The 25,781-nt window shown below is 54.8% G+C and carries 22 protein-coding genes; 9 read left to right on the plus strand and 13 right to left on the minus strand.

Features of this window, described 5'->3' with window-relative positions:
- The first annotated feature begins 1 nt into the window (after position 1).
- Both ACJY2G_RS06705 and ACJY2G_RS06710 read left to right on the plus strand, forming a co-directional pair.
- The gene (locus ACJY2G_RS06705; protein ID WP_430318803.1) at positions 2-2,548 is read left to right on the plus strand and encodes a fimbria/pilus outer membrane usher protein; all 2,547 of its coding nucleotides are present in this window, start codon (positions 2-4) and stop codon (positions 2,546-2,548) included.
- The gene (locus tag ACJY2G_RS06710; protein WP_120161098.1) at positions 2,545-3,525 is read left to right on the plus strand and encodes a Csu type fimbrial protein; all 981 of its coding nucleotides are present in this window, start codon (positions 2,545-2,547) and stop codon (positions 3,523-3,525) included. The genes ACJY2G_RS06705 and ACJY2G_RS06710 overlap by 4 nt, the downstream gene beginning before the upstream one ends.
- A 57-nt stretch (positions 3,526-3,582) precedes the next feature.
- Here the strand turns inward: ACJY2G_RS06710 and ACJY2G_RS06715 are convergent, their stop codons facing one another.
- The 3 genes from ACJY2G_RS06715 to ACJY2G_RS06725 form a co-directional block, all read right to left on the minus strand.
- The gene (locus ACJY2G_RS06715) at positions 3,583-4,062 is read right to left on the minus strand and encodes a cold shock domain-containing protein (protein WP_113878123.1); all 480 of its coding nucleotides are present in this window, start codon (positions 4,060-4,062) and stop codon (positions 3,583-3,585) included.
- A gap of 108 nt (positions 4,063-4,170) precedes the next feature.
- Positions 4,171-4,824, minus strand: coding sequence for a DNA oxidative demethylase AlkB (gene alkB / locus ACJY2G_RS06720; protein WP_439291580.1), 654 nt, complete (start codon positions 4,822-4,824; stop codon positions 4,171-4,173).
- Between the two features lie 52 nt (positions 4,825-4,876).
- Positions 4,877-5,797 carry a LysR substrate-binding domain-containing protein gene (locus ACJY2G_RS06725; RefSeq protein WP_439291581.1) on the minus strand — a complete coding sequence of 307 codons (921 nt, stop codon included), beginning with the start codon at positions 5,795-5,797 and terminating at the stop codon, positions 4,877-4,879.
- Between the two features lie 92 nt (positions 5,798-5,889).
- Between ACJY2G_RS06725 and ACJY2G_RS06730 the strand changes: the two genes are divergently transcribed.
- The 3 genes from ACJY2G_RS06730 to ACJY2G_RS06740 all read left to right on the plus strand — a co-directional run bounded on the left by ACJY2G_RS06730 (position 5,890) and on the right by ACJY2G_RS06740 (position 8,170).
- A complete protein-coding gene (locus ACJY2G_RS06730) occupies positions 5,890-6,690 on the plus strand; it encodes an isocitrate lyase/PEP mutase family protein (RefSeq protein WP_430318801.1) in 801 nt (266 codons plus the stop codon).
- 32 nt (positions 6,691-6,722) lie between these two features.
- A complete protein-coding gene (locus ACJY2G_RS06735) occupies positions 6,723-7,241 on the plus strand; it encodes an AAA family ATPase (protein WP_430318800.1) in 519 nt (172 codons plus the stop codon).
- Between the two features lie 110 nt (positions 7,242-7,351).
- Entirely contained in the window at positions 7,352-8,170 is an 819-nt protein-coding gene (locus ACJY2G_RS06740) for a shikimate 5-dehydrogenase (protein WP_439291582.1), read from the plus strand.
- 60 nt (positions 8,171-8,230) lie between these two features.
- Here ACJY2G_RS06740 and gudD read toward each other — a convergent pair whose 3' ends face one another.
- The 6 genes from gudD to dgt form a co-directional block, all read right to left on the minus strand.
- A complete protein-coding gene (gudD, locus tag ACJY2G_RS06745; RefSeq protein ID WP_439291583.1) occupies positions 8,231-9,568 on the minus strand; it encodes a glucarate dehydratase in 1,338 nt (445 codons plus the stop codon).
- A gap of 30 nt (positions 9,569-9,598) precedes the next feature.
- On the minus strand, positions 9,599-10,939 hold the full coding sequence (locus ACJY2G_RS06750) for an enolase C-terminal domain-like protein (RefSeq protein WP_439291584.1): 1,341 nt from the start codon (positions 10,937-10,939) through the stop codon (positions 9,599-9,601).
- Between the two features lie 13 nt (positions 10,940-10,952).
- Positions 10,953-12,296 carry an MFS transporter gene (locus ACJY2G_RS06755; RefSeq protein ID WP_439291585.1) on the minus strand — a complete coding sequence of 448 codons (1,344 nt, stop codon included), beginning with the start codon at positions 12,294-12,296 and terminating at the stop codon, positions 10,953-10,955.
- A 226-nt stretch (positions 12,297-12,522) separates the two neighbouring features.
- Complete coding sequence (locus tag ACJY2G_RS06760; RefSeq protein ID WP_112287823.1) at positions 12,523-13,683, minus strand: CdaR family transcriptional regulator; 1,161 nt, start codon at positions 13,681-13,683, stop codon at positions 12,523-12,525.
- Positions 13,684-13,891: 208 nt separating this feature from the next.
- Entirely contained in the window at positions 13,892-15,343 is a 1,452-nt protein-coding gene (gene degP, locus ACJY2G_RS06765) for a serine endoprotease DegP (protein ID WP_120161113.1), read from the minus strand.
- Between the two features lie 208 nt (positions 15,344-15,551).
- A complete protein-coding gene (gene dgt / locus ACJY2G_RS06770) occupies positions 15,552-17,066 on the minus strand; it encodes a dGTPase (protein ID WP_439291586.1) in 1,515 nt (504 codons plus the stop codon).
- A gap of 170 nt (positions 17,067-17,236) precedes the next feature.
- Here dgt and mtnN point away from each other — a divergent pair, with 170 nt between their 5' ends.
- The 3 genes from mtnN (at position 17,237) to ACJY2G_RS06785 (ending at position 19,321) form a co-directional block, all read left to right on the plus strand.
- Positions 17,237-17,941 (plus strand): 5'-methylthioadenosine/S-adenosylhomocysteine nucleosidase, encoded by a 705-nt coding sequence (gene mtnN / locus ACJY2G_RS06775; RefSeq protein ID WP_120161117.1) that lies wholly within the window; start codon positions 17,237-17,239, stop codon positions 17,939-17,941.
- Positions 17,941-18,753, plus strand: coding sequence for a vitamin B12 ABC transporter substrate-binding protein BtuF (gene btuF / locus ACJY2G_RS06780; protein WP_439291593.1), 813 nt, complete (start codon positions 17,941-17,943; stop codon positions 18,751-18,753). Before mtnN ends, btuF begins: the two co-directional genes overlap by 1 nt.
- Before the next feature lie 322 nt (positions 18,754-19,075).
- The gene (locus ACJY2G_RS06785; protein ID WP_113876394.1) at positions 19,076-19,321 is read left to right on the plus strand and encodes a hypothetical protein; all 246 of its coding nucleotides are present in this window, start codon (positions 19,076-19,078) and stop codon (positions 19,319-19,321) included.
- Between the two features lie 127 nt (positions 19,322-19,448).
- On the opposite strand, the gene erpA is transcribed toward ACJY2G_RS06785, so the two are convergent.
- Together erpA and clcA are read right to left on the minus strand one after the other, a co-directional pair.
- Entirely contained in the window at positions 19,449-19,793 is a 345-nt protein-coding gene (gene erpA, locus ACJY2G_RS06790) for an iron-sulfur cluster insertion protein ErpA (protein WP_147243261.1), read from the minus strand.
- Between the two features lie 103 nt (positions 19,794-19,896).
- On the minus strand, positions 19,897-21,360 hold the full coding sequence (clcA, locus tag ACJY2G_RS06795; RefSeq protein WP_120161119.1) for a H(+)/Cl(-) exchange transporter ClcA: 1,464 nt from the start codon (positions 21,358-21,360) through the stop codon (positions 19,897-19,899).
- A 184-nt stretch (positions 21,361-21,544) separates the two neighbouring features.
- Here clcA and hemL point away from each other — a divergent pair, with 184 nt between their 5' ends.
- On the plus strand, positions 21,545-22,825 hold the full coding sequence (hemL, locus tag ACJY2G_RS06800) for a glutamate-1-semialdehyde 2,1-aminomutase (RefSeq protein WP_113876393.1): 1,281 nt from the start codon (positions 21,545-21,547) through the stop codon (positions 22,823-22,825).
- A gap of 67 nt (positions 22,826-22,892) precedes the next feature.
- On the opposite strand, the gene fhuB is transcribed toward hemL, so the two are convergent.
- Together fhuB and fhuD are read right to left on the minus strand one after the other, a co-directional pair.
- The gene (gene fhuB, locus ACJY2G_RS06805) at positions 22,893-24,881 is read right to left on the minus strand and encodes a Fe(3+)-hydroxamate ABC transporter permease FhuB (RefSeq protein ID WP_430318796.1); all 1,989 of its coding nucleotides are present in this window, start codon (positions 24,879-24,881) and stop codon (positions 22,893-22,895) included.
- Complete coding sequence (gene fhuD / locus ACJY2G_RS06810) at positions 24,878-25,780, minus strand: Fe(3+)-hydroxamate ABC transporter substrate-binding protein FhuD (RefSeq protein ID WP_430318795.1); 903 nt, start codon at positions 25,778-25,780, stop codon at positions 24,878-24,880. The genes fhuB and fhuD overlap by 4 nt, the downstream gene beginning before the upstream one ends.
- Position 25,781 lies beyond the last annotated feature (1 nt).

Here is a 25,781-nt window from a genome sequence, read left to right on the forward strand (position 1 = left end):
GATGCCAAAAAGATCGCTTCCCGGTGCAGGTTGTCAGCGTGTGCTGATTTTCCGGGGAAGCCTGTGCCTGTTGTATCTGAGCGCCTTCGGCGCGCAGGCACAGGAATATTCGTCACTGCCCGATGCCCCGCGAGCGGCACCGGTGGTGACCGACGCCATGTTTTATCTGTCGATTGTGGTCAACGGCCAGACAGATAATCAGGTGGTGCCGGTGACGTATCGCAATAATGCCTATTTCGTTGAAGCCGGTGTACTGGCAAAAAATCACATCCACATTAACGGTCAGCAGGGGCTGATCAATGTCGGCGAATTGCCGGACGTTAAAGCAAAATACGATTCAGCCACCCAGCAACTGGTGTTAACCGTGCCGGACGCCTGGCTGCCGAACCAGAAGGTCAGCGGCGATCCGCTGATGAACTACACGCCGTCGCAAAGCAGCACCGGCCTGCTGTTTAACTATGACTCGTACTACACCGACCCGCCGGGTGGTTCTAAATCTATCGCCACCTGGATGGAGCAACGTTTATTCAGCAGCCTCGGATTGCTCACCAATACTGGTACTTACCGCTATAACATCGACGGTTCGGGCAATAACGAAAATGGCGGCAGCACCGCGCAGGACGGCTATCTGCGTTACGACACCTTCTGGCGCTTTACCGACGAAAAGAACCTGATCAGCTATCAGGTCGGGGATTTCGTCAGTGACTCCCTGACCTGGAGTAATTCGGCGCGCATGGGCGGTTTGCGTATCAGCCGCAACTTTGCCGTTCGCCCGGATCTGGTGACCTATCCGCTGTTGCAGTACAGCGGCACAGCGGCGGTACCAAGCACGGTGGATCTGTTTCTCAACGGCTACAAGGCCAGCAGTAATAACCTGAATTCCGGGCCTTTTACGCTGACCAACGTGCCGTATATCAACGGTGCCGGTGAAGCGACGATTGTCACCACCGATGCGGTCGGACGTCAGGTTTCAACCAGCGTGCCGTTTTACGTTTCCAACACCCTGCTGCGCAAAAACCTCAGCGATTTCGATTTCTCGCTCGGGGCGGTGCGCAACAACTATGGCGTCACAAATGGCGATTATTCGGATGCCGCATTCAGCGGTATTTACCGTTACGGGCTGAGCGATTATCTGACGCTGTCCGGTCATACCGAAATCGTACAAGGTCTGGCACTGGGAGGATTAGGGGCGGATGTGGCAGTGGGAACCTGGGGAACGCTGAGCGTTTCCGGCAGCCAGAGTAAGGCCGATCATCCGCCGGTCAGCAGCGATAATCAGACAGTTACGCAGGATAATGACAACAACGGGCAGAGGCCGGGCATCCCAAATTCCAGCGGCGAAATCGACAATCCGCTCGGTGAGAATATCACTGACAAAAAGGATGGCAGCCAGTACACGCTGGGTTATTCCTACTATTCGACGGTGTTCAGCCTCTCGGCGCTGCGTTCAAAACGCACGGTGGGTTATCAGGATCTGACGTCGTACACCAGCGACACGCGATTAAGTCGTCAGGCGGATCAGGTGACGTTCAGCACCTCGCCGTTCGGACCGTCGAACGGCACGATGGGCATCGGCTATTACGACGTCGAAGCCTATGACAATTCGCATACCCGTCTGGTGAATTTCTCCTACAGCCGCTCGCTGTGGGGACAAAGCAGCATGTTTTTATCACTCAACAAAACGCTGGGCGACAGCGGCTACAGCGCGCAGCTGCAATTTATCATTCCGATTGGCACCAATATCAACATGAATGCCGGTGTGCAGCGTGACAGCGCGGGCAATTATCAGGAGCAAATCGGCGCCAGCAAAGCCACGCCAACTGACGGCGGACTCGGCTGGAATCTGGCCTACAGCGGCGGCAACAATCCTTATCAGCAGGCCGATGCCACCTGGAAATCACGCTTCGCCACGATTCAGGGCGGGTTCTACGGCAATCAGGGCGATTACACCAACTGGGCTGACTTAAGCGGTTCAATCGTGTTTATGGCCAATGACTGGTTCCTTTCTGACAAGATCAATGATGCCTTTATCGTGGTCGATACCGACCATTACGCCGACGTTCCGGTACTTTTCGAGAATCAGAAAATGGGCAAAACCGACAAGAAAGGCCATCTGCTGATCCCAACCGTCAGCTCGTATTACCCGGCCAAAGTGGAAATCGATACCCTGCCGCTGCCCGCCGACGTGGTTGCGAATAACGTCAATGACCGCATCGCGGTGAAACAAGGCAGCGGCGTGGTGGTGAAATTCAGCGTTGAAAAAGTGCTGTCGGCCAATATCACCCTGCACGACGCCGCCGGACAACCGCTCAAGCTGGGCACTCTGGTCACAGAGCAAAATACGCAGCAAACCACCGTCACCGGTTACGACGGGCTGGTGTACTTCTCGCATCTGAAGGAAAACAACGTGCTGAATATCCAGCAGGAAGATCATTCGGTCTGTCGGGTCAGCTTCACGCTGAACCCTGATCGCCACAGCATAGAGCAGGTGGGGCCGCTGTCATGTCCGGGTGGCAAAACAGGCGCATCAGCAGGAGATAAATCATGAGAATGTTCAGGCAGTGGATACGCCGCGCTCTAGTGCCGATCCTGTTGCTGATGCTGTTGACGGGCGTGTCATCGCAGGCGTTTGCCGGCTGTACTACGGCGGCCACCACCATCACGCTGGGTACCCAAAACTCGTTTGCGGTCAGCACTTCACCGCTGGTCACCTCAGGCAGCAGCGGCTTAAGCTGCACGGGTCCCTTGCTGAGTATCGGCGGCACCAACACCATAACCGCGACCATTGGCGCCACGCTTCATCCCAGCGGCACGCAGCCCCGCCTTTACAGCGCGGCAACCGGCCAGTATCTGCCTTACAACCTGTGTAAAGACAGCAGTTGCGGCACGGTATATAACCAGGGCGATGTGATCAGCTGGAGCAGCACGACTGCACTGGGGTTACTGGGGTTGTTCTCCGGGCCGAACGGTACGTTACCGTTGTATGTGATGCCACAAACGCTATCCAATCTGGCGGCCGGCACCTATACGGATACCATTCCTATCGCCTGGAGATGGAACATCTGCTCGGTGGCCGTTGGCACGTTGTTGTGTATCGCCGATACCGGCAATGTCAGCGGTTCCGTCAACCTGACGCTTAACGTCACCAACTTTTGCTACATCGACAGCGCGCCAAACGTGGGTTTTGGCAGCGCCGCCCTGCCTTCCGGCCTGACCACGGTGGTTGCTAATACCATCAGCGTGCGCTGTACGCTGAACGCCAGTTATTCCGTCAATCTCACCAGCAGCGTAGCGGCATCCGGCCAGTACCGGCAGATGGCATCCACCGTCGGCGGCACCACCAGTTATCTGCAATATCAGATATTTAAAGGCGACAGCACGGTGTGGACGGCGGCAACTAACAGCAGCGCGACCGGTACCGGCACATCACAATCGTTTCCGTATACGGCTTCCGTGAATCTGGCGCAAAGCAATCAGCCCGCCGGAAACTACAGCGATACGGTGACCGTGACGGTGACTTATTAACGAGGGAGGAAACAGAACCGGTGCTGCGAATGCGCACCGGTTTTGGAAAAGAAAATCTTAAAGTGCTTTCAGCGTTTTGACGGTGGCATCCACATCAATTTCATCTTCCGTAAACACATAAGTGCTGTTCTGGAAGGTGGTGATCAGCAGCTTTTTCATGGTGCGTGTTTCCGCTTTCTTCTCTTCTTCCTGCGGGCGGATACGGTTCATCAGCAGGCCCACGGACAGCACGGCGTTTTCTTTGTCGATCTTCGACTCTGCCGGTACTTCTTCGTTAAACGCCAGGAAGGACTTGATGCTGGTGATTTTGATGCGCTCACCGGCGATAAAGATGTATTTGCTCTCCGGCTCGACTTTCACCGCAAAGGCGGAAAGGCCTTTGTTATTGGTGGTCGGCTCGAAAGTGACTACAGCATCTTTTTTAATCAGCTCAGGGTTTGCAACTTTAATCACGTGGAAATAACGGTTATCGCCGTTTTCATCTTTGATAAAACCGAAACCTTTATCTTCAAACCAGGTTGTGATTACGCCGTTCATCGCTTACCGCCTAAGTAATTATCTATTCAACATGTCAGTTTTTGCAGGGCGGCAGTGTAAAGCAGAATGAGGATAAAGTCCTGTGCTTTACTGCCCGATACCCTCAGTTTATATCGCTTTTCGGAACGTCAGATTAAATCGGTAGGATCCGGTCAGCGGATGCTCGCCCGCTTTCAGCGGCAACACGCCATGATAACGCAGCCGCGACGGGCCGCCCCACACCACAATATCGCCATGCGTTAACTGCACGCGCTGTGTTTTATCGCTGCGCTCCATGCCGCCAAACTGAAAAACAGCCGGTAAACCCAGCGAGACAGAAACAATCGGCTGGCCGAAATCGTGCTCGTCCTTGTCCTGATGCAGGCTCATTTTAGCGCCCGGCTGATAACGGTTGATGAGACAGGCGTCCGGCTCAAATCCGGGGAATCCCGCCTGTTCTGCCGCTTTCACCGCAATCTGTCGAAACAGTTCCGGCATCGGCGGCCAATGCTGATGGTTTTCCGGCGACGTCGCCTGATAACGGTATCCGGCTTTATCTGTCACCCAGCCGACATCCCCGCAGTTGGTCATCGCTACCGACATCGCATAACCGCCGGGCGTCGCGCGATACTGAAATGGTACCAGTCCGGCAATACGATCGATTTCCGCCAGCAACACGACATCGTCTTCCAGCGCAGCACCGCGCAGAACCACTGCGCCGGGACACAAGTCTTCACGCCAGTTCGGGTGAAAATCCGGGTGATCGAAAAGATCCAAATTCATAAGCGCCTCCGTTCATGCGTATCGGTTAAGTATAACGGATGTGGCCAGACAGTCATGGACGCTGCCAGCGCGCGGCCAAAAAGTCGAGCAGCGCCTTCGCCGCCGGACCGGTACGCCGGTTGGGTCGCACACAATAAACACCGGTTTCCCGCCCTGTCCATTGCGGCAATACCTGCACTAAATCCCCTGCGGCAATCGCCGCCGCCATGGTGACCGCGGAATGAAACGCGATACCTTGACCATCAATACACAGCCGACGCGCGGCATCGGCGTTATCCACTTTGACCGATCCTTTTGGCGCCAGTATTCGCTCTTCTCCATTCGACTCTCTGGCATTCGATCCTTCAGCATTCAAAAATAGCCGCCAGAGCACACCATCCTGACTGGCGGAAGAGACAATACACTCATGCTCGTGGAGATCTTCCGCGCTCAACGGCGTGCCGCGTTTTTTCAGATAAGCCGGAGCCGCCACCAGGATCCGCCGGTTATCCAGCATCTTGTGTGCAATCAGAGAAGAATCCTTCAGGCGACCAATCCGGAACGCCAGCATGATGCCTTCTGACACCAGATCAACGTAGTCATCGGTCAGACGCAGATCCAGCTGCACCTGTGGACAGGTCGCCAGAAACTCGCTCAGATAAGGCACGATATGGGTATGACCGAACGCCACCGGCGCGCTCACGACCAGCACGCCATAAGGCAGCGTCTGTTCATCACGCACCATTCCGGCAGCATTATTGAGCTGCAACAGCGCCTGATGGCATTCGGCGTAATAGCGTTTGCCGGTTTCCGTCAGCGACATCGCCCGCGTGGTGCGGTTCAGCAGCGTGGTGCTCAGTTCCTGTTCCAGCATTTTAATAAAACGACTGACAGAAGAAGGAGTAATGCCCAGCGCGCTGGCGGCACGGACAAAACTATGATGTTCAACCACCGCGACAAAGGCTTGTACCAGATGCAGGGACGGCGCGTTCATTATTGCTCTCAGCGAATGAATGAATGTTATTTCCGGCTATTATCAGGAAAATTAAGCATGATTAGAATGATTCTTTTTTGAGGAACCCTTCCATGAAAACGCCATCTGCCACCTTATTTCGTGAACTGCATCTGCAACAAACTCCGCTGAAATTACCCAATGCCTGGGACGCAGGCAGCGCGCGCCTGATTGAAAGTCTGGGGGCGACAGCCATTGCCACCACCAGCGCGGGCGTCGCCTGGTCACTGGGCTATCGAGATGGCAACCTGTTGCCCGTTGAGGAATATGTCGCACGCGCGGCATCGATTTCTCGGGTGATTTCAGTGCCGCTGTCTGCGGATATCGAAGGCGGTTACAGCGATATTCCGGCGACGGTGGCGCTAACCGTCTCACGATTTATGGATACGGGCGTGGTGGGTATCAATATTGAGGACGGCGCAGGCGATCCGCATGTGTTGTGCCGGAAAATTGAAGCCATCAGAACCGCCAGCGCCCGCTGCGGTGTAGATCTTTATATCAATGTGCGCACCGACGTTTACGCACGCAATTTGGTTCCTGCTGGCGAAAAAGCAGCGGAGGTCATCACGCGGGCTCAGGCTTACCGCGACGCCGGAGCCGACGGCATTTTTGTCATCGGGCTGGCGGAGGCAGAAGAAATACGCGCCATTGCTGGCAGCACGGATCTGCTGCTCAATGTGGCGGTCTGGCCGGGACTGCCGCCGGTCAGCGAGCTTGCAGGCATTGGCGTACGCCGCCTGAGCGCCGGTTCCTGGTTGCCGCAAACGTTATGGGCGCACAACGCGCAGTTAGTCAGCGGGTTCCTGCAACACGACGAAATGACGCCTATGCTGGAAAAAGCCGCGCCATATTCAGAAATTAATGCGATGTTTTAATGACTCAGATAACGCCTGAACCGGAGAGATAAATGAATTCCACAGCCAGCCCCGCCAATGTCACGCAACCGCGCCCGGCAGTTCTGCATATTCTATGCGGGAAAATAGCCTCGGGAAAATCCACCCTGTCCCAACATCTGGCCAGCGCGCCTTGCACCGTAGTGCTTAATGAAGACCAGTGGCTTACTCATCTTTATCAGGATGAGATGCTCTCTGTGGCGGATTATGTCCGCTGCTCGGCCAGACTCAGACAAGCCATTGCCCCGCATGTGATTTCACTGCTCAGGGCCGGTGTCTCGGTCGTGCTGGATTTTCCGGCTAATACGGTGGCGAACCGTCAGTGGATGATGAGTCTTATCACGGGATCGGGCGCAGACCATCAGCTGCATTATCTGAACGTACCGGAAGAAGTGTGTAAAGCCCGGCTGCAGGCGCGCAATCAGGCCGGAACACATCAGTTTAGCGTCACCGATGAGCAGTTTGAGCTGATATCCCGTCACTTTGTCGCACCGGAACCGGAAGAAGGTTTTCACGTGATCAGACACGATTAAGCTTCCACCTCTGACCGTCCCGGAACAGGATTATTGTCGGGGCGTATCGTTTCAGCTAAGGTGCTCTGACAGGCCGTAAGGTCATAAAGAATATCTGAAAGGAGAACGAAATGAGTCGGGAAATCAATAAAGACACGCAGTTGTGTATGTCCCTTTCCGGTCGTCCGGGAAATTTCGGCACGCGTTTTCATAATTACCTCTATCAGGCGTCAGACCTGAATTTTGTCTACAAAGCTTTCTCTACCAAAGATATCGAAGCCGCGGTGAAAGGCGTCCGCGCACTGGGCATTCGTGGCTGTGCCGTGTCGATGCCGTTCAAGGAAGCCTGCATTCCTTTCCTCGATGAACTGGATCCTTCCGCCACCGCCATTCAGTCCGTGAATACCATCGTCAATGACGACGGCTTCCTGCGCGCGTACAACACCGACTATATAGCGGTCGCCAAATTGCTCGACAGCTATCAGGTACCACGCGACGCCGTTTTTGCCCTGCGCGGCAGCGGCGGTATGGGTAAAGCGGTAGTCGCCGCCATCCGTGATGCCGGATTCAAAAAGGGCTATATCATTGCGCGCAACGAAGCCAATGGTCGTGCGCTGGCAGAAGAATATGGCTATGAATGGAAAGCCGAAGTGGGTGATTTGCCGGTGGATATGGTGGTGAACGTCACGCCAATCGGAATGGCCGGCGGGCCGGAAGTGGATTCGCTGGCCTTTGAGCCGGCAGTGATTGACCGCGCCAGCATTGTTTTTGACGTCGTCGCGCTGCCGGCAGAAACACCGCTGATTCGCTACGGTCGCGAGCACGATAAAACAGTGATTACCGGTGCAGAAGTGGCGACATTACAAGCCGTCGAGCAGTTTGTGCTGTACACCGGCAAACGCCCGTCTGATGAGCTGATTGAAAAGGCAGCGGCGCACGCACGGAGTTGATTTCCGATCAGAACGTAAAAAGCCTCTCATATGAGAGGCTTTTTTACAGGTGCATAAAGTTTAACGCACCAGACACGGCCTTTTCGGATCAAACTTCCAGTCCGGCACCAGGAACTGCATGCCCTGCGCATCGTCGCGCGCGCCGAGGCCCATACCTTTGTAAAGCTCGTGCGCTTTCATCACCTGATCCATATCCAGCTCAACGCCCAGACCAGGCTGTTCCGGCACGCGTACTTTACCGCCTTTGATCTGCAACGGTTCTTTGGTCAGGCGCTGATTACCTTCCTGCCAGATCCAGTGCGTGTCGATAGCCGTGATTTTACCCGGTGCCGCAGCCGCAACCTGAGTAAACATTGCCAGCGAGATATCAAAGTGGTTATTGGAGTGCGAGCCCCAGGTCAGGCCCCATTCGTGGCACATCTGCGCCACGCGCACGGAACCCTGCATGGTCCAGAAATGCGGATCCGCCAGCGGGATATCCACCGATTTCAGCTGAATGGTATGCCCCATCTGACGCCAGTCCGTTGCGATCATATTGGTGGCTGTCGGCAAACCGGTCGCCTGACGGAACTCCGCCATCACTTCACGCCCGGAGAATCCCTGCTCTGCCCCGCACGGATCTTCCGCATAGGCCAGCACGTCGCGCAGTTGTTTACCCAGCGCAATGGCTTCATTCAGCGACCAGGCCCCGTTGGGATCAAGCGTGATGCGCGCCTGCGGGAATCGCTGCGCCAGCGCTGTCACGGCTTCAGCTTCTTCGCTGCCCGCCAGCACACCGCCTTTGAGTTTGAAATCATTAAAGCCGTATTTCTCATACGCGGCTTCGGCCAGACGTACCACCGCCGCCGGTGTCAGCGCTTCTTCGTGGCGCAACCGGTACCAGTCGCAACTGTCACCCGGCTGGCTCTGATAGCCCAGCGACGTCTTATTGCGGTCGCCAACGTAGAACAGATAACCGAGCATTTCGACTTCATCGCGCTGCTGTCCGTCACCCAGCAATGATGCGACGGTCACGCCAAGGTGCTTGCCGAGCAAGTCCAGCATCGCGGCTTCAATAGCAGTCACTACGTGGATAGTAGTACGCAAATCAAACGTCTGTAATCCGCGACCTGACGCATCACGATCGGCGAATTTCTCCCGCACAGCGGTCATCACATTCTTGTATTCGCCCAGCGTTTTGCCAATCACCAGCAGTGACGAATCATCCAGCGTCTGGCGGATCTTCTCGCCACCCGGCACTTCGCCGACGCCGGTATTGCCGCTGCTGTCTTTGAGGATCAGAATATTACGGGTGAAAAACGGCGCGTGCGCACCGCTGAGATTGAGCAACATGCTGTCGTGTCCGGCAACCGGGATCACCTGCATGGAAACAATTTTTGGTGTAGATGAAGCACTCATACTCACTCCTTATTGATTCAGATTCCGTAATCAGCGGCCCATTGCCGGGCGCTTACGATCGAATGTCCAGCCGGGGATCAGGTACTGCATCGCAATGGCATCATTGCGCGCCCCGGACGGCAGTTTTTTATGCAGTTCATGCGCGCGACGGATCTGATCCATGTCGATCTCCACACCCAGTCCCGGCTTTTCAGGTACTTTGATTTTTCCGTTCACAATTTGCAGCGGCTCTTTGGTCAGGCGCTGATTGCCTTCTTGCCAGATCCAGTGCGTATCAATGGCCGTCGGTTTGCCCGGTACGGCCGCGCCAACATGGGTAAACATCGCCAGCGAAATATCGAAATGATTATTCGAATGACAGCCCCACGTCAGACCCCATTCGTCACAAAGTTGCGCCACGCGCACCGCGCCGTGCATAGTCCAGAAATGCGGATCCGCCAGCGGAATATCCACCGACTGCAACATCACCGCGTGCTGCATCTCACGCCAGTTGGTGGCGATCATGTTGGTCGCGACGGGCAAGCCTGTCGCACGACGGAATTCAGCCATCACTTCGCGGCCTGAAAAACCCTGTTCTGCACCGCACGGATCTTCGGCATAACTGAGGATCCCGTGCAGGTCTTTGCACAGGTCAATCGCTTCATCCAGCAGCCACGCTCCGTTCGGGTCGACGGTAATTCGTGCATCCGGGAAACGTTTTGCCAGCGCTTTAACCGCGTCGATCTCCTGCTCGCCCGGCAGCACACCGCCTTTGAGTTTGAAATCTTTAAAACCGTAGCGGTCCTGCGCGGCTTCCGCCAGTCGTACCACGGCCTCGCTGTTCATCGCTTCCTGATGGCGCAGGTGATACCAGTCGTGAACGCCTCGCGCGCCTTCCTGATACGCCAGATTGGTTTTGTTCCGGTCACCGATGTAGAACAGGTAACCGAGCACCGTCACTTCATCGCGCTGTTTGCCCGGCCCGAGCAGTTCACACACCGGCACACCGAGGAATTTGCCCATCAGATCCAGCAACGCAGCTTCCAGTGCGGCGACCGCGTTAACCCGCAGTTCAAAGGTCCACGCGCCTTTGCCAAAGGAATCAAAATCCGACGACTGATTGCCGACATGGATCTGATGCACCAGCCGGTTCATGCGCGCCACTTCCTGGCCTTTCACCTGAGGAATGGCTTCCACCAGCGTGTTGTAAATGACTTCTCCGCCCGGCGCTTCGCCCACGCCGGTATTCCCGGCGCTGTCTTTGAGGATCACGATGTTGCGGGTGAAGTAAGCGCCGTGCGCGCCGCCAATATTCATCAGCATACTGTCGTGGCCTGCCACCGGAATAACCTGCATGTCAGTGATAACCGGTGAGGATTGTGTATTCATCATGGTTTCCTTTGACTCAGAAGGCACTTAACTGAATACGTTCGATTTTTCCGACGATAAACACATAGCTGACAACCGCCAGCAACGCGTGGATCCCGACATAAATCAGCGCACCGTTGAATGACCCTGTGCTGCCGATAATGTAGCCGATGGCAATCGGGGTGATGATGCCGGAGACGTTACCGAACATGTTGAATAAGCCGCCGCTCAGCCCGCTGATTTCTTTGGGTGCGGTGTCGGCCATCACAGCCCAGCCCAATGCGCCCAGCCCTTTACCGAAGAAGGCGAAGGCCATAATGCCGACTACCATCCATTCGGTATCGACGTAGTTGCAGAAGATCATCGACATCGACAGCAGCATACCGACCACGATCGGCGCTTTGCGGGACAGCGTAAGGTTGTTGGTTCTGCGCATCAGCCAGTCAGAAATGATCCCGCCCAGTACGCCGCCGAGGAATCCGCAAATCGCAGGCACCGAGGCCACCATGCCCGCTTTGAGGATCGACATGCCGCGCGCCTGTACCAGATACACCGGGAACCAGGTGATGAAGAAGTAGGTCAGCGCATTGATGCAGTACTGGCCGATGTAGATGCCAATCATCATGCGGGATTTCAGTAATTGCTTAAGCTGGAAGGCTTTTTCCCCTTTAACAGCCGCTTTTCTGGTGGTCTTCTGATCCATATTGATCAGCGCGCCACCGGCTTCCATGTAATCAAGCTCGGCCTGATTCACACCCGGATGATCTTTCGGATCGTGGATCACTTTCAGCCAGATGAAACTCAGGATGATCCCGAGTCCGCCCATGAAGAAGAAGACGTGTGACCAGCCCACTTCGTGGGTCAGCCAGCCCATGATCGGGGCGAAAATCACGGTCGCAAAATACTGCGCAGAGTTAAAAATAGAGACGGCGGTCCCGCGTTCCTGAGCCGGGAACCACGCGGCGACGATCCGGCTGTTGCCGGGGAAAGAAGGTGCTTCTGCCAGCCCGACCAGAAAGCGTAATGCGAAGAGAGAAACCACAATGCCGAAGCCGCTGAATATATCGACGAAGCCCTGCAGCAGGGTAAACAGAGACCAGATAAAAATACTGTAGAAATAAACTTTTTTGGAGCCGAATTTATCCAGCAACCAGCCGCCGGGTATTTGTCCGATAACATAGGCCCATGAAAATGCCGAGAAAATATAGCCCATCCCGACAGAATCCAGCCCGATATCTTTGGCCATCGCCGAACCGGCAATGGATAACGTGGCACGGTCGCCATAATTAAATGAGGTGACAATAAATAACATCACCACTATCCAGTAGCGCGCGTTAGTTCTTTTTTTGACGGCACTGGCTGCTGAAACGGTAGTTTCCATGGTGTTCTCCGGAATTAATGACAACGCCTCTAAACAGAGATAAAAGTCATTCCAGTCACAGAACTGTAGGGTTCAGAGAGGAAGGAACGCAGCCAGTATATGAACAACATTCCTTTTACTCATTGGGCAATACAACAGGCTTGAACCGCGCTTTGCATTTATCCTGAGGCAAATGCCCAGCGCGGTGCGAGTTGTTTCACAAAAAATGAAACAGCTGTGATGGCTGTCACAACTGATCGTTATCTAATTGCAGCGCGACATACAGCAATAAACGATCGTCGAAATTACCCAGATCCAGACCGGTTAATTCCGAGATACGGTTAAGGCGATATTCCAGCGTATTGCGATGGATATATAACGCTTTTGAGGTGGCGGTCGGCTGCACATTATTATGGAACCAGGATGTCAGCGTGCGGCGCAGTAATCCGTTGCCGTCCGTTGCTTTCAGCCGCGCCAGCGGACGAACCAGCTCGTCGGCCTGCCAGCCACCGCGCAGACTGTCGAGCAGTACGGGCAGGATCAAATCCTGATAGAAGTAACAGCGCTGTTCGGGCATCCGCTGCTTGCCGACGGTCATGGTGGTGCGCGCGGTCCGGTAGGAACGGGCAATGCTGCCGGGACCGGTGAAAAAGTTACCCAGCGAAATACGCACTCGCAGGCGGCCAGTTTCCGTCATGCGCGAAAGAAGGTGATCGATACGCTGGCGGTGTCCGTCCGCATCCCAGCGATCGTAGCTGTTCAGCGCCGGTTTCAGCACCACCATTTCGGTAAGGGAAACAATAGCGATCAGGTTGTCGCGCTCCGGCGTGGTGAGCAATGTTTGCAGCTGTTGCAGCTCGGCCATGGCGGAATCGACGCCGAGCTGTCCGCTGTCAACTTCAACCACGGCCGCCACGCGCGGACGGTTCAGGTCAATGCCCAGACGCTGCGCCCATTCCATCAGCGCCGGAGAAAGTTCGTCCACGCGGATAAGATTGAGCACCAGTTCTTCACGCAGACGGCTGTCCTGCGCCAGCATGTGCAGCAAACGCGCCTGCTCGAGCATCATTTCGGCGGTCATACACACCAGTTCGCCATATTGCCGTAGCTGGGAAGGATTACCGGTCAGGCCGATCACGCCGACGATCTGCCCGTCAATACGCAACGGCAGGTTGATCCCCGGACGCACACCGTGCAAATGCCTGGCGACGCCTTCATCAATATCGACAATACGTTCCTGTGAAATTGCCAGCAATGCGCCTTCGTGCAATTCACCAAGACGCTGATCGTCGCCACTGCCGATTATTCTTCCGCGGCCATCCATGACATTCACATTACTATCAATAATTTGCATGGTGCGGGCAACAATCTGTTGCGCCAGCTTTGCATCGAGATGATACGCCGACATGGATCCCCTGCCTTGGCTTATTGTTTTTTGTCCAGAGAGCATACCCAGCGCGTTGCTGCCATACATTATGCAAATGCCCAAAGAGCAGAAGCACCTGTTGAAGTTGCGGCGAAAGTCACATTTTTAAGCAAATGCCCAACTGGCATAAAATACGGGCATAAAAAAAGGCACGCCGGAGCGTGCCTTACTTAAGAACCGTGCTGACGAATTACTGCGCCAGCAGGTAAATCGAGGTGTCACCACGCTGAATGTCCAGCGCCAGAACGTTTGGTTTGGTGTCGAGAATTTTACGCAGTTCACCCAGATTGGTGACTTTCTGCTGGTTCACACCCAAGATCACGTCGCCTTTTTTCAGGCCAATGCGTGCTGCGGTAGAACCGGCTTTCACTTCATCGACTTTCACACCTTTCTGATCACCTGCTGAACCGTTGCTGAGTTCAGCGCCTTCGATGCCGGTGTAAATGTTGCCGGATTCGACTTTAGGCGTCTGCGTGCTTTGCTCAATGGTGACATCCACGTTCATCGGTTTGCCTTCGCGCAGCAGACCCAGCGTGACTTTGGTACCAATTGGCATGGTGCCGATGTCAGCACGGAACGAAGCGAAGCTGCTGATTGGCTTGCCGTTCATGCTCAGGATCACGTCACCGGCTTTGATGCCCGCTTTCTCTGCCGCAGATTTCGGCATGACCTGGCTGATGAATGCGCCGCGCTGTGCGTCGACTTTCATGGCTTTCGCCAGTTCAGAGTTCAGCTCGGTACCCATGATGCCCAGTTCGCCACGTTTCACCTGACCGAACTCAATCATCTGTTTGGACAGGTTTTTCACCATGTTACTTGGGATCGCAAAACCGATACCGATGTTGCCGCCGTCCGGAGCCAGGATCGCTGTATTCAGACCAATCAGTTCACCGTTCAGGTTCACCAGCGCACCGCCGGAGTTACCGCGGTTGATCGCCGCATCCGTCTGGATGAAGTTTTCGTAGTTTTCGATATTCAGGCCGGAACGTCCCAGTGCAGAAACGATACCGGAAGTCACGGTTTCGCCCAGACCATACGGGTTACCGATAGCCACGGTGTAATCACCGACGCGCAGTTGCTCGGAATCGGCCATTTTAATGGCTGTCAGGTTTTTCGCGTTTTGCAGCTGGATAACCGCGATGTCTGAACGCGGATCTTTACCGATCACTTTCGCGTCGAATTTACGGCCATCGTTCAGCTGAACGCTGATTTTTGTCGCGTTATCAACTACATGATTGTTGGTAACCACATAACCTTTATCGGCATCAATGATGACGCCGGAACCCAGCGCGCGGAAATCTTCTTTCTGCTCAGGTGCTGGCTGACCATCTGGTCCCTGACCGCCGCCCTGACAAACCGGTGACCCCTGGAACGGAGAACCGTCCTGGCACAGCGGCGAGTTCTGACCAAAGAACTGCTGGAACTGCTGGCCCATGCGCGGTGTTTTTACCGACGCACTGCCTTCCACGTTCACGCTCACCACGGATGGCATCACTTTTTCCAGCATTGGCGCCAGACTTGGCAGCTGTGTAGAGCTGGCGGACGAAGACGCTGTTTCAGCAGCCAGTGCAGAAGAAACCGGGGCCATTGCCATACCGATACTTAACGCTAATGCGCTGAGGAATAAACTCGATTTTTTCATTTTTCAGGATCTCTTAAAATTATTGTGGCAACCAAAATAGTCGCTTTGCTTGGTAGTCGTGATACTGAGATGGTATTAATAGCGTGAAGTTCATCAGGGTCGATCTGACAATGGTAAAAAATTATTGTCAGTATTTACAAATGGCGTCTTTTCAGACAGTTCCGTAAAGAAAATTAAAGAGAGTTCAACTTGTCTTTTTAAAAACAAATTACTCAGCCGCCATGAGTCTTCTGTATTCATCATACGCATAAAGGTCAGTCATTCCGCTGATATAATCCTGAATCATTCTCGCCCGGTAATAAAACTCCTGCGCCGCATGGTTTGCGACCGGTAATCCTTCCAGCGCCGTCACGGCATTGTTGTAAGCCAGACGATGCTTGGCAGAGATCTTATGCAGAAGACGGGTTTCTATAGGATATTTCCTGTGTGTATCTTCCTGAACCAGCTGCGAAAAATCCGAAAGCGGCATGTCCAGCAACGGGCTGTAAATATCCAGTAATCCGCTGATCACCCGGTAGCCCTGCAATTCCAGTTCTTCTACTTCGTGATGATTGAAAACCTGTTTGAAAGCCACGCTTTTATAAATCTCTAACAAACGATTAGCCTGACTGTCATCTTCGAGCAGGGCATGATTAAACGTGCCCTGATAAATATCTTCTATATTATCAATGAAGCGGCGTGCCGCGTGCGGGACAAGTTGTTTGACAGTCTGAACACGCAATTCCATAAAGAAGTAATCGACCGGATTACGGAAGGTTTTGGCTTTATCCATTTTCTCGTAAGCGGTACGAACCACTTTATCGAAGAAGTCGTTTTTCTCAATCTCGCCCCATTCGCGATACAGATAATGATAGAGCTGATCGACGCTAAAAATGTTTTTTTCGACCGCATCTTCGAGATCCGCAATACAGTAAGAAATATCATCCGCCGCTTCCATAATGTAGGTGAGCGGAAAACGATTGAACTCACCCAGACTCAGTTCGCTGCGCAACTCTTTAATAAACGGCTCTTCCGCCAGATAAAAACCCGGTTTTTTCATCAGGTAATCATGGGAAGGCAGTTTAGCCATCGAATACGCCGGACGGGTATATTTCAAAATGCAGGCGGTCTGGCTGTAGGTCAGATTGAGTTTCAGCAGGGTAAATACCAGCCGGATGGCCTGCGCGTTGCCTTCAAAATTAGACAGATCGTAGCGGATTTTGCTGCGCAACTGATTGAGTTCAACGTCCCCGGACGTCAGGCGTAAACAGGCCACCAGACAGGAATCTGTTTCCTGCGGCGTTTCGCCACAACTGTCAGTATCCATCCTTTTGGCAAACCAGTTATTAATCGCCGATTCACCAAAATGTCCGAACGGGGGATTGCCGATATCGTGCATCAGGCAGGCCATTTCGACCACGCTTTCGAAAGGATCGGTGACATCGTCAAGGCCATATGCCTCGAGTTTCCCCTGACGGCGCAGACGATGGAGCACTTCTTTGGCGATATGACGGCCAACCTGCTGAACTTCAAGGGAATGGGTCAGACGGCTGCGGACGGCGGCGTTTTTCTCCAGCGGAAAAACCTGCGTTTTTTGCTGCAAACGGCGGATGGCGGCGGAGTTGATAATACGCCCGCGATCGCTTTCAAACTGGCGAACCACGTCGTACGCATCACGCGCCTCAATCGGGGCGCTGAAAGGACGCTGAAAATTGAATTTCGCTTTAAAATCGATCCCGGACATGATTTCCCACCTTTTCAGCCACTCGCGCGTCAAACCGACACCAGGACAGCATCCCAAACGCATTATCTCTTGTCATTAGCCATGATAGACTATCGGCCATTGTTTTCGTGATTAAACCGTCAATTCCGCACAAGCTGCGGCTTATTCCAACCACATCTGCGAGTATTTATATGAAAGTAGGCATCATCGGTGCAATGGAGCAGGAAGTCACCCTGCTGCGCGACAAAATCATCAATCGTCAGACTATCGAACGCGCGGGCTGCGAAATCTACACCGGTCAGCTGCACGGCGTAGACGTGGCGCTGCTGAAATCTGGCATCGGTAAAGTGTCTGCGGCGATGGGCACCACGCTGTTGCTGGAACATTGCCGTCCTGATGTGGTGATCAACACCGGTTCCGCGGGTGGGCTGGCGAAAACGCTGAAAGTGGGCGATATCGTGGTATCTGATGAAGTGCGTTATCACGATGCTGACGTCACCGCGTTTGGTTATGAACCAGGCCAGATGGCCGGTTGCCCTGCGGCATTCACTGCGGATCCGGAACTGATTACGCTGGCAGAAAACTGCATCCGTGAACTGAATTTAAACGCCGTCCGCGGTCTGGTGTGCAGCGGCGACGCATTCATTAATGGTGCTGCGCCTCTGGCCCGTATCCGCGCCACCTTCCCACAGGTCGCGGCAGTGGAAATGGAAGCGGCAGCCGTCGGTCACGTGTGCCATCTGTTTGACACGCCGTTCGTGGTCGTTCGCGCCATTTCTGACGTGGCAGACGGGGAATCGCACCTGAGCTTTGAAGAGTTCCTGGTCGTTGCAGCACAGCAATCTACCCTGATGGTTGATGCGATGCTGAAAGCGCTGGCAGCGTCAGAAGAGTGATTGTTCGCGGGTTTTGTCTGGCGCTCTGCTGCCTGTGGCTGCCCCTTACGGCCACAGCGGCACCGGCGCAACGGGTGGTCAGTCTGGCACCCAATCTGACAGAACTGGCGTACGCGGCGGGTCTCGGTGGTCAGTTAGTCGGAGTTAGTGCTTACTCCGATTATCCGCCGCAGGCCAGCAAGCTGGAACAGGTGGCGAACTGGCAGGGGATCAACGTCGAACGTATTCTGACGCTTAAACCCGATCTGGTGCTCGCCTGGCGCGGCGGAAATCCTCAGCGTCCGCTGGATCAGCTGACGTCTCTTGGCATCAAAGTGCTCTATCTTGACCCGCAAAATGCGGATCAGGTGGCACAGGCGCTGGAACAACTCGCCTCGTACAGCCCTTCTCCTGCCACCGCGCAGAACGCCGCAAAAATGTTTCGCCAGCAATGGCTGGCACTTAAGCAGAAGTATCACCGGCAAAAACCGGTTCCGGCGTTCATCCAGTTCGGCACACAGCCCCTGTTTACGGCTTCTGCCGCCACGATGCAAAGCGAAGTGCTGGATGTCTGCGGAGCAAAAAACATATTTGCCGACAGCCGCGTTCCCTGGCCTCAGGTCAGCCGGGAACAGGTTTTAACCCGTCAGCCGCAGGTTATTGTTATTTCTGGCGGAAAGTCGCAAAAACAGGTCATTGAAGATTACTGGCATTCGCTGCTTAAAGCGCAGGTCATTGCGCTGGATGCAGACTGGTTCAGCCGTGCCGGACCACGAATTTTGCTGGCGGCACAACAGCTTTGTCCGCAACTGGCAGCCCTGCCTGAAAGGTAAATGCTTACTAACATTAAGTGTCGCACTTTTCTGAATTGTTCCTTTATTAACCAAAATCAATAATTCAGTGCTGTCATCTGGTAACATGTCCGGCGTAAAATCTTCGCTGCAATACCGTTCCCCGCTTTATTATCTCTTTGTTATACAACGTTGTTATACGACGAAATATAAAAAGTCTGGCGTGTGAGTAAAAAGAAACGTCAGAGAAAAGCGTGATTTCCATCCGGAACATAAGAAATCCGGATTAAAGGCTTCGAAAACTTTACCGATAACTTTTTCAGCCTGGGCTGAATTTTTATTACACCAGCAGGAAAGAAATTTAATGAAAGCTTTATTACTCAGTGCGTTGCTCGCCTTGAGCCCGCTGGTTGCTGTCGCTGGCATGACAAGTGGCGAGATTCATATCAGCCTGACCATTTTACCCAGCTGTAAAATTGATGCTGCGCACAGCGGCACGTCCGTCACCTGCGCCAGCCGGACAATGATGCAACCGCATATCAGCGAAATGATGCTCACCGCCGTTCCGGGGATCAGCACGGATTCAAAGCTGGTGACCGTTGAATGGTAACCGCTTGGTGAATGCTTACTTACCTGAAAACCCGCGTCTGACCATTAAAAAAGCCCGTCTGCATCAGCAAACGGGCTTTTAATTTATACAAATTCTCTACCCTGGATCATTCGAGCTTGAAGGGTAGTTAAATACTAAATGAAGAGCCGCACCCACAGGTCGTCTTAGCATTCGGGTTGGTCACAACGAAACGTGAACCTTCCAGACCTTCTGTGTAATCCACTGAACCGCCGACCAGATATTGCAGGCTCATCGGGTCAACCACCAGCGCCACACCGGCTTTCTCGATAGTCATGTCGCCGTCGTTAATTTTATCGTCGAAGGTAAAGCCGTACTGGAATCCGCTGCAACCGCCACCGGTGATATAAACACGCAGCTTCAGGTTTGGATTTTCTTCATCCGAAATAAGGTTCTGTACCTTACGTGCCGCGGCCTCAGTAAACTGTAACGGCAACGCGGCTGTGTCATTCATCAATGCTTCGCTCATAATCTCTCACTCCCAATCCGCATTTGTTCAGGCCGCCGGATTGACTGTCTGAATAATGTACTCATTATCTAATACCTGAAAGTATGGTTCAAGTATGGGCATTTTTTGCTGCGCTGTCCTGCTTATTGGTGCCTTCGGCGTCGGGTTCTGCCTGCGCTTTCTCTGCATTTTCACGTTCCTGCCTCTGCAAGGTGCGGGTCAGGATCGCGGAATACAAGGGTTTACCGCCTAAAAACTGCGCCAGCAGGGTCGCACCAAGGCAGGTAATGATCATCGGTAAAATAAGCTGATAGTTATCGGTCATTTCAAGAACCAGCACAATACCGGTGAGCGGCGCACGGACACTGGCGGCAAACAGCGCCCCCATTCCGGCTATCGCAAACGTCGCGGGCTGGATACCGTACTGCGGGAACCACGTCAGCGCGGCGGTACCAAATGCCGTGCCCAGCAGCGTGCCGAGCGCCAGCATAGGGGCGAAAATCCCGCCTGGTGCGCCGGAAGCAAAGCACAAAAGCGTTGTCACCACGCGAACAAGAAAGATCACCAGCAGCATCATCAGGCTGTATTTTCCTGCCGCTGCCAGCGGGATCAGCGCAAAACCGCCGCCGGTGACTTCCTGATGAACCAGCCCGAGCAGGCCACAAAACCCGCCCAGCATCCCGCCAATCACCAGGATATTTCGCAGATTACCGCCATGAACACGGGCAAACATGTCCTGCGTGCGGAAAATCAGGGCGTTAAACATCACGCCGACCACGCCAAAAACCATCCCCAATACCAGATACAACCAAAGCGTATTCAGCGGTGCGTTGGCCAGCCTGCCTACTTCGATCACTGCGCCGTCGCCGTTGAAAATCCTGAAAACGATGCTCGACATGATCACACCGATAAACACCGCTTTTATCGATATCAGGCTATAACGAAATTGCAGGCGCATCTCTTCGAGGATGAACAAAATGCCTGCCAGCGGTGCGTTAAAGGCCGCAGAAAGCCCGGCCGCCGCACCGGTCGCCAGCAGTGAGTGGCGTGCTTCTGCGCTGCGCAGACGGAAAATATCGAACATCATTTTCCCGACATTGGCACCCATCTGCACGGTCGGCCCTTCCCTGCCCAGCACCATTCCCGCGCCGAGCGTACCGAGACCGCCAAAAAATTTCACCGGGATCACCCGCCACCAGCGAACAGGACGCAACTCTTCCAGCGCCCCTTCGATTTCCGGGATCCCCGAACCGCCCGCTTCCGGCGCGAATTTGCGCACCAGGTAATAACCGAACATCGCCATGACCGCCGAGATAACAAAGGTCAGCGGCCAGAGCAGGATCCAGTAATCACTGAACATCCCAACGCTCGAAAGACGCAACGCCATCACCAGATTCACGGTTTTTTCAAAAGCAACACCCAGCAGACCAGCAACCGTGCCCACCAGTGCGGCCATGATCAAAATCGTGACCGGAGTTTTGTCACGGCGGAGTAAAAGGCGCAGCGCTTCGCTGCGTTTACGCGGTCCGCGCACGTGCGCGCCCGCTACATTCTCAGTCTCAGATTCATTCATCACGGAAAGAAAAATACAGAAATGGTTATGGAAGATGAATGAATTTAATCATACAAATTGGCTCCCTGACAGGATCAGCAACAAAATGCAGCACGGTTTACGGTTTTATAACGCCGCTCAGTTCACTAGAATGGGCGCAACAAAATTTCTTTACCCAGAACCCAGCAATTTCAGGAGTTGAATAATGAGTAAGTCAGAAAGTCTGTTCACGCAGGCGCAAGCGCTAATCCCGGGCGGTGTTAACTCGCCGGTACGTGCCTTCTCCGGCGTTGGCGGCGTGCCATTATTCATCGCACGCGCTGACGGCGCTTTCCTGTTTGATGCCGATGGCAAAGCGTATATCGACTATGTCGGTTCGTGGGGCCCGATGGTGCTTGGTCATAACAACGCCGAAATCCGCAGCGCGGTGATTGAAGCCGCAGAACGTGGCCTGAGCTTTGGCGCGCCGACCGAAATGGAAGTCAAAATGGCCGAGCTGGTCACCGGTCTGGTGCCAAGCATGGACATGGTACGCATGGTCAACTCCGGCACCGAAGCCACCATGAGCGCTATTCGTCTGGCGCGCGGCTTCACCCATCGCGATAAAATCGTCAAATTCGAAGGCTGCTATCATGGCCACGCCGACTGCCTGCTGGTGAAAGCCGGCTCCGGCGCGCTGACCCTCGGCCAGCCAAACTCTCCGGGCGTTCCGGCTGATTTTGCCAAACACACCCTGACCTGTACCTATAACGATCTGGATTCAGTGCGTGCCGCGTTCGAACAATTCCCTGACGACATCGCCTGCATCATCGTTGAGCCGGTCGCGGGCAACATGAACTGTGTGCCGCCTTTGCCGGAATTCCTGCCGGGCCTGCGCAAGATTTGTGACGAGTTTGGCGCACTGCTGATTATCGACGAAGTGATGACCGGTTTCCGCGTCGCGCTGGGCGGTGCTCAGGAGTATTACGATGTGATGCCTGACCTGACCTGTCTGGGCAAAATCATCGGCGGCGGTATGCCGGTGGGCGCATTTGGTGGCCGTCGTGACGTGATGGAAGCACTGGCACCGACCGGCCCTGTCTATCAGGCAGGAACGCTTTCCGGCAACCCGATTGCCATGGCAGCGGGTATCGCCTGTCTGACGCAAGTCGCACAACCGGGCGTGCATCAGACCCTGACTGAGCGCACCACACAACTGGCGGAAGGTTTGCTGGATGCAGCGCAGGAAGAAAATATTCCGTTCGTGGTGAACCACGTCGGCGGGATGTTCGGTCTGTTCTTCACTGATGCCGAAACCGTGACCTGCTATCAGGACGTGATGAAGTGCGACGTTGAGCGCTTTAAGAAGTTTTTCCATCTGATGCTGGAAGAAGGCGTTTACCTGGCACCTTCCGCGTTTGAGGCTGGCTTTATGTCTCTCGCTCATACTCAGGAAGACATTCAGCGCACCATCGACGCCGCACGCCGTTGTTTCGCTAAGCTTTAAGATCTGGTGAAGTCGGTTACCTCCCCTGCGAAGGGGAGGATTGGCGTGAGGTATTAAGCTGAAACTTCTATTTCGCCTGCTTTCTCAGCAGATAAATAAAGTATGGCGCGCCGATAAATGTCGCGAGCAAACCGGCCGGGATCTGGTTCGGGAAGATAATCATCCGGCCGCACCAGTCGGCAAATACCATCAGTAAACCGCCGAGAATGCTGGCGACCATCCACTGCGGAACCGCACGACGAAAGCCCATCATACGCGCCATATGCGGTGCCATCAGACCGACAAAGCTCAGCGGCCCGATGGTCAGCGTCGCGGCAGCCGTCATCACCGCCGCCAGCAATAAAATCGCCATACGCGTTGGTGTCAGTGCAACGCCGACTGATTTCGCCGTCACGCTTCCCAGCGGCAAAATATTTATCCAGCGACGACAGAACGGCACAATCACCATCAGCACCGCAGCCAGAATGAGCGTCCGCCATGCCGCTTCAGCGGACACAGAATAAGTGGAACCGGAAAGCCAGGTCAGCAAACCGCCCATACGCGGATCACCGCTCGCCAGCAGCAGTGACATCAGCGTGGTGAATGCGGTACTCAGCGCGATACCGGTCAGCAACATACGTTCGGCAGAAAAACTGCGCAGACCCGATGCCATCATAATCACCAGCAACGTCAGCGCCGCACCGAGACTCCCCGCCGGTAACAGCCAGGCAAAGGCATCACCCGGCACGATAAACATCATGACCACCACGCCGGTCGCCGCACCCGAGCTTATTCCCAGCACTTCCGGGCTCGCCATCGCGTTACCGGTGAGTTTCTGGATCAGCACCCCGGAAGACGCCAGCATGATGCCCGCCGCCAGCGCCGCCATCACGCGGGGTAAACGCCACGGCAGCAGCGCCTGTAAATCCGCGCCTGTTGACCAGCTCCAGCCAGTCGCATTACGTCCGGCCATCAGCGCGATAACCAGCCCGATAAACAGCACCGCCAGCGCCAGCGCGACCCAGCGCACCAGATGATGACGTTCAGCCGGCACGTTATCGCCCTGATCCATCGGCGGTGGCGTCATGCTGTTGCGAAGACGCGGCAACAGCCACAGCAGCAACGGCGCGCCGACCAGCGCGGTCGCGGCACCGGTCGGAATTTCCATCCAGAACGTGGTGATGTACTGCATCACCTGATCGGTGAACCACAGCAATAAGGCCCCGATCAGCGGCGCCATAATCAGACGTGAAGGTAAACGTCGCGCACCGAGCATCTTCGCCAGAAGCGGGGCGAACAGACCGATAAAGCCGACGATACCGACCGCATTCACCAGCTGCGCACTCATCAGGATGGCCAGCGTCAGCACCGCCAGACGTGCCGCAGAAAGCCCGAGGCCGAGGTTTTTGGCCACGCCGTCGTCCAGCCCCAGCAGCGTCATCGGACGCTGCAACAAAAACGCCAGCAACCAGACAATGATCACACGCGGCAACAGGAAACTGGCGACATCCCAGTCCTGCTGCGTCAGTGAACCACTGCTCCACATGTACAGGCTTTGCAGGCTCTGATAATTGAAGATACCGATCAGGCCGTTGACCGCACCGCAATACAAACCGAGCACCAGCCCCGCCAGGATCAGCGTGACCGGCGACATGCGTTTGCCCCAGGCGATACCGAACACCAGCGCACCAATCACCACCGCGCCGATCATGGCAGCAAACTGCTGGGTGATCATTCCACCCGGCAGCGCCCACAACGTGGCAACCGTCAGGCCGAGTTGCGCGCCCGCCGAAACGCCCAGCGTCGCAGGTTCAGCCAGAGGATTACGCAACACCTGCTGGAACAGTAAACCGACCAGCCCGAGCCCCGCTCCCGCGAGCAATGCCACGGCGATGCGTGGCAGTGAGCTGTAATGGAAAAGCATCTGCTGCACGTTGTCGATGTCCGGCTGCCACAGTGCGCCGCGCCATTGCGCGTAAGGCAATTGCTGATGCAGGTTGTAAATACTGAGCGCGCCCGCAGCCAGTGCCAGAATAATCAGAAGAGTCAGCGAAACGCTGAGCGAACGGCGGTTCATACCGGTTTCCTCAGCGTGTTGGTTAAAATATTGCAGAAGTGCATCGCGCTGAACGTTGCGCCGTAGTACCAGACGGCAGGGATGACGGTGAACTGGTTCGCACGAACGAACGGCATGGATTTCCACAGCGGCGTTTTTTCGACGGCTTTCATGATGTCAGCGCTGTCGTGATCAAAGCACAACACGCGGGCATTTTTGATCGCCGCCAGCCTTTCCACTCCGACGGAAACACTGCCCCAGAAACTGCCCTCGCCCTGCCAGGCGTTGGTGAGCCCGACATCGTTCATCACTTCATGCAGCATACTGCCTTGTCCGAAGACCAGAACATGGCGCGGATCGATGAACGTGATCAGCAACAACGGCTGCTGTGCTACCGGCTTCAGCTGTTCGCGGGTTCTGGCTAAAGTGTCCTGATACCGCTGCAAATGCTGTTCTGCACGATCTTGCAAACCGAGCGTATCCGCCAGTTTGTGCAGCGAACGGATCGCCAGATCTAATGGCTTCGCAGAGCCGTCATTGGCTTTGACACTCAGCACCGGCGCGATGGTTTCCAGCTGAGCGGTCGCCGGGCCGTAACCCTGCGTCAGCAACACCAGTGACGGTTTCAGTTGCTGGATAAGTTCCATATTCGGCTCGGTGCGCTGACCGACGTCAATCACGCCCGGCGCCAGCGGCGGTTCGGCTACCCAGATGTTGTAATTGCGAATATCCGCAATCGCCAGCGGCATCACGCCGAGTGCAATCAGAAGTTCAGCGGGAAGCCATTCGAGCGCAATAATGCGGCTGAGATCGGGGCGGGACGCAGAAAGCGCGGGCAAAGATGTCAGCAACGGGGAAAGCGCCATCATCTGCAAAATACGACGGCGCGTTATTCCGGAAAAGTGTAAAATATCAGACATA

The organism is Rahnella sp. ATs2, assembly GCF_051851855.1.
Taxonomy (GTDB): domain Bacteria; phylum Pseudomonadota; class Gammaproteobacteria; order Enterobacterales; family Enterobacteriaceae; genus Rahnella; species Rahnella variigena.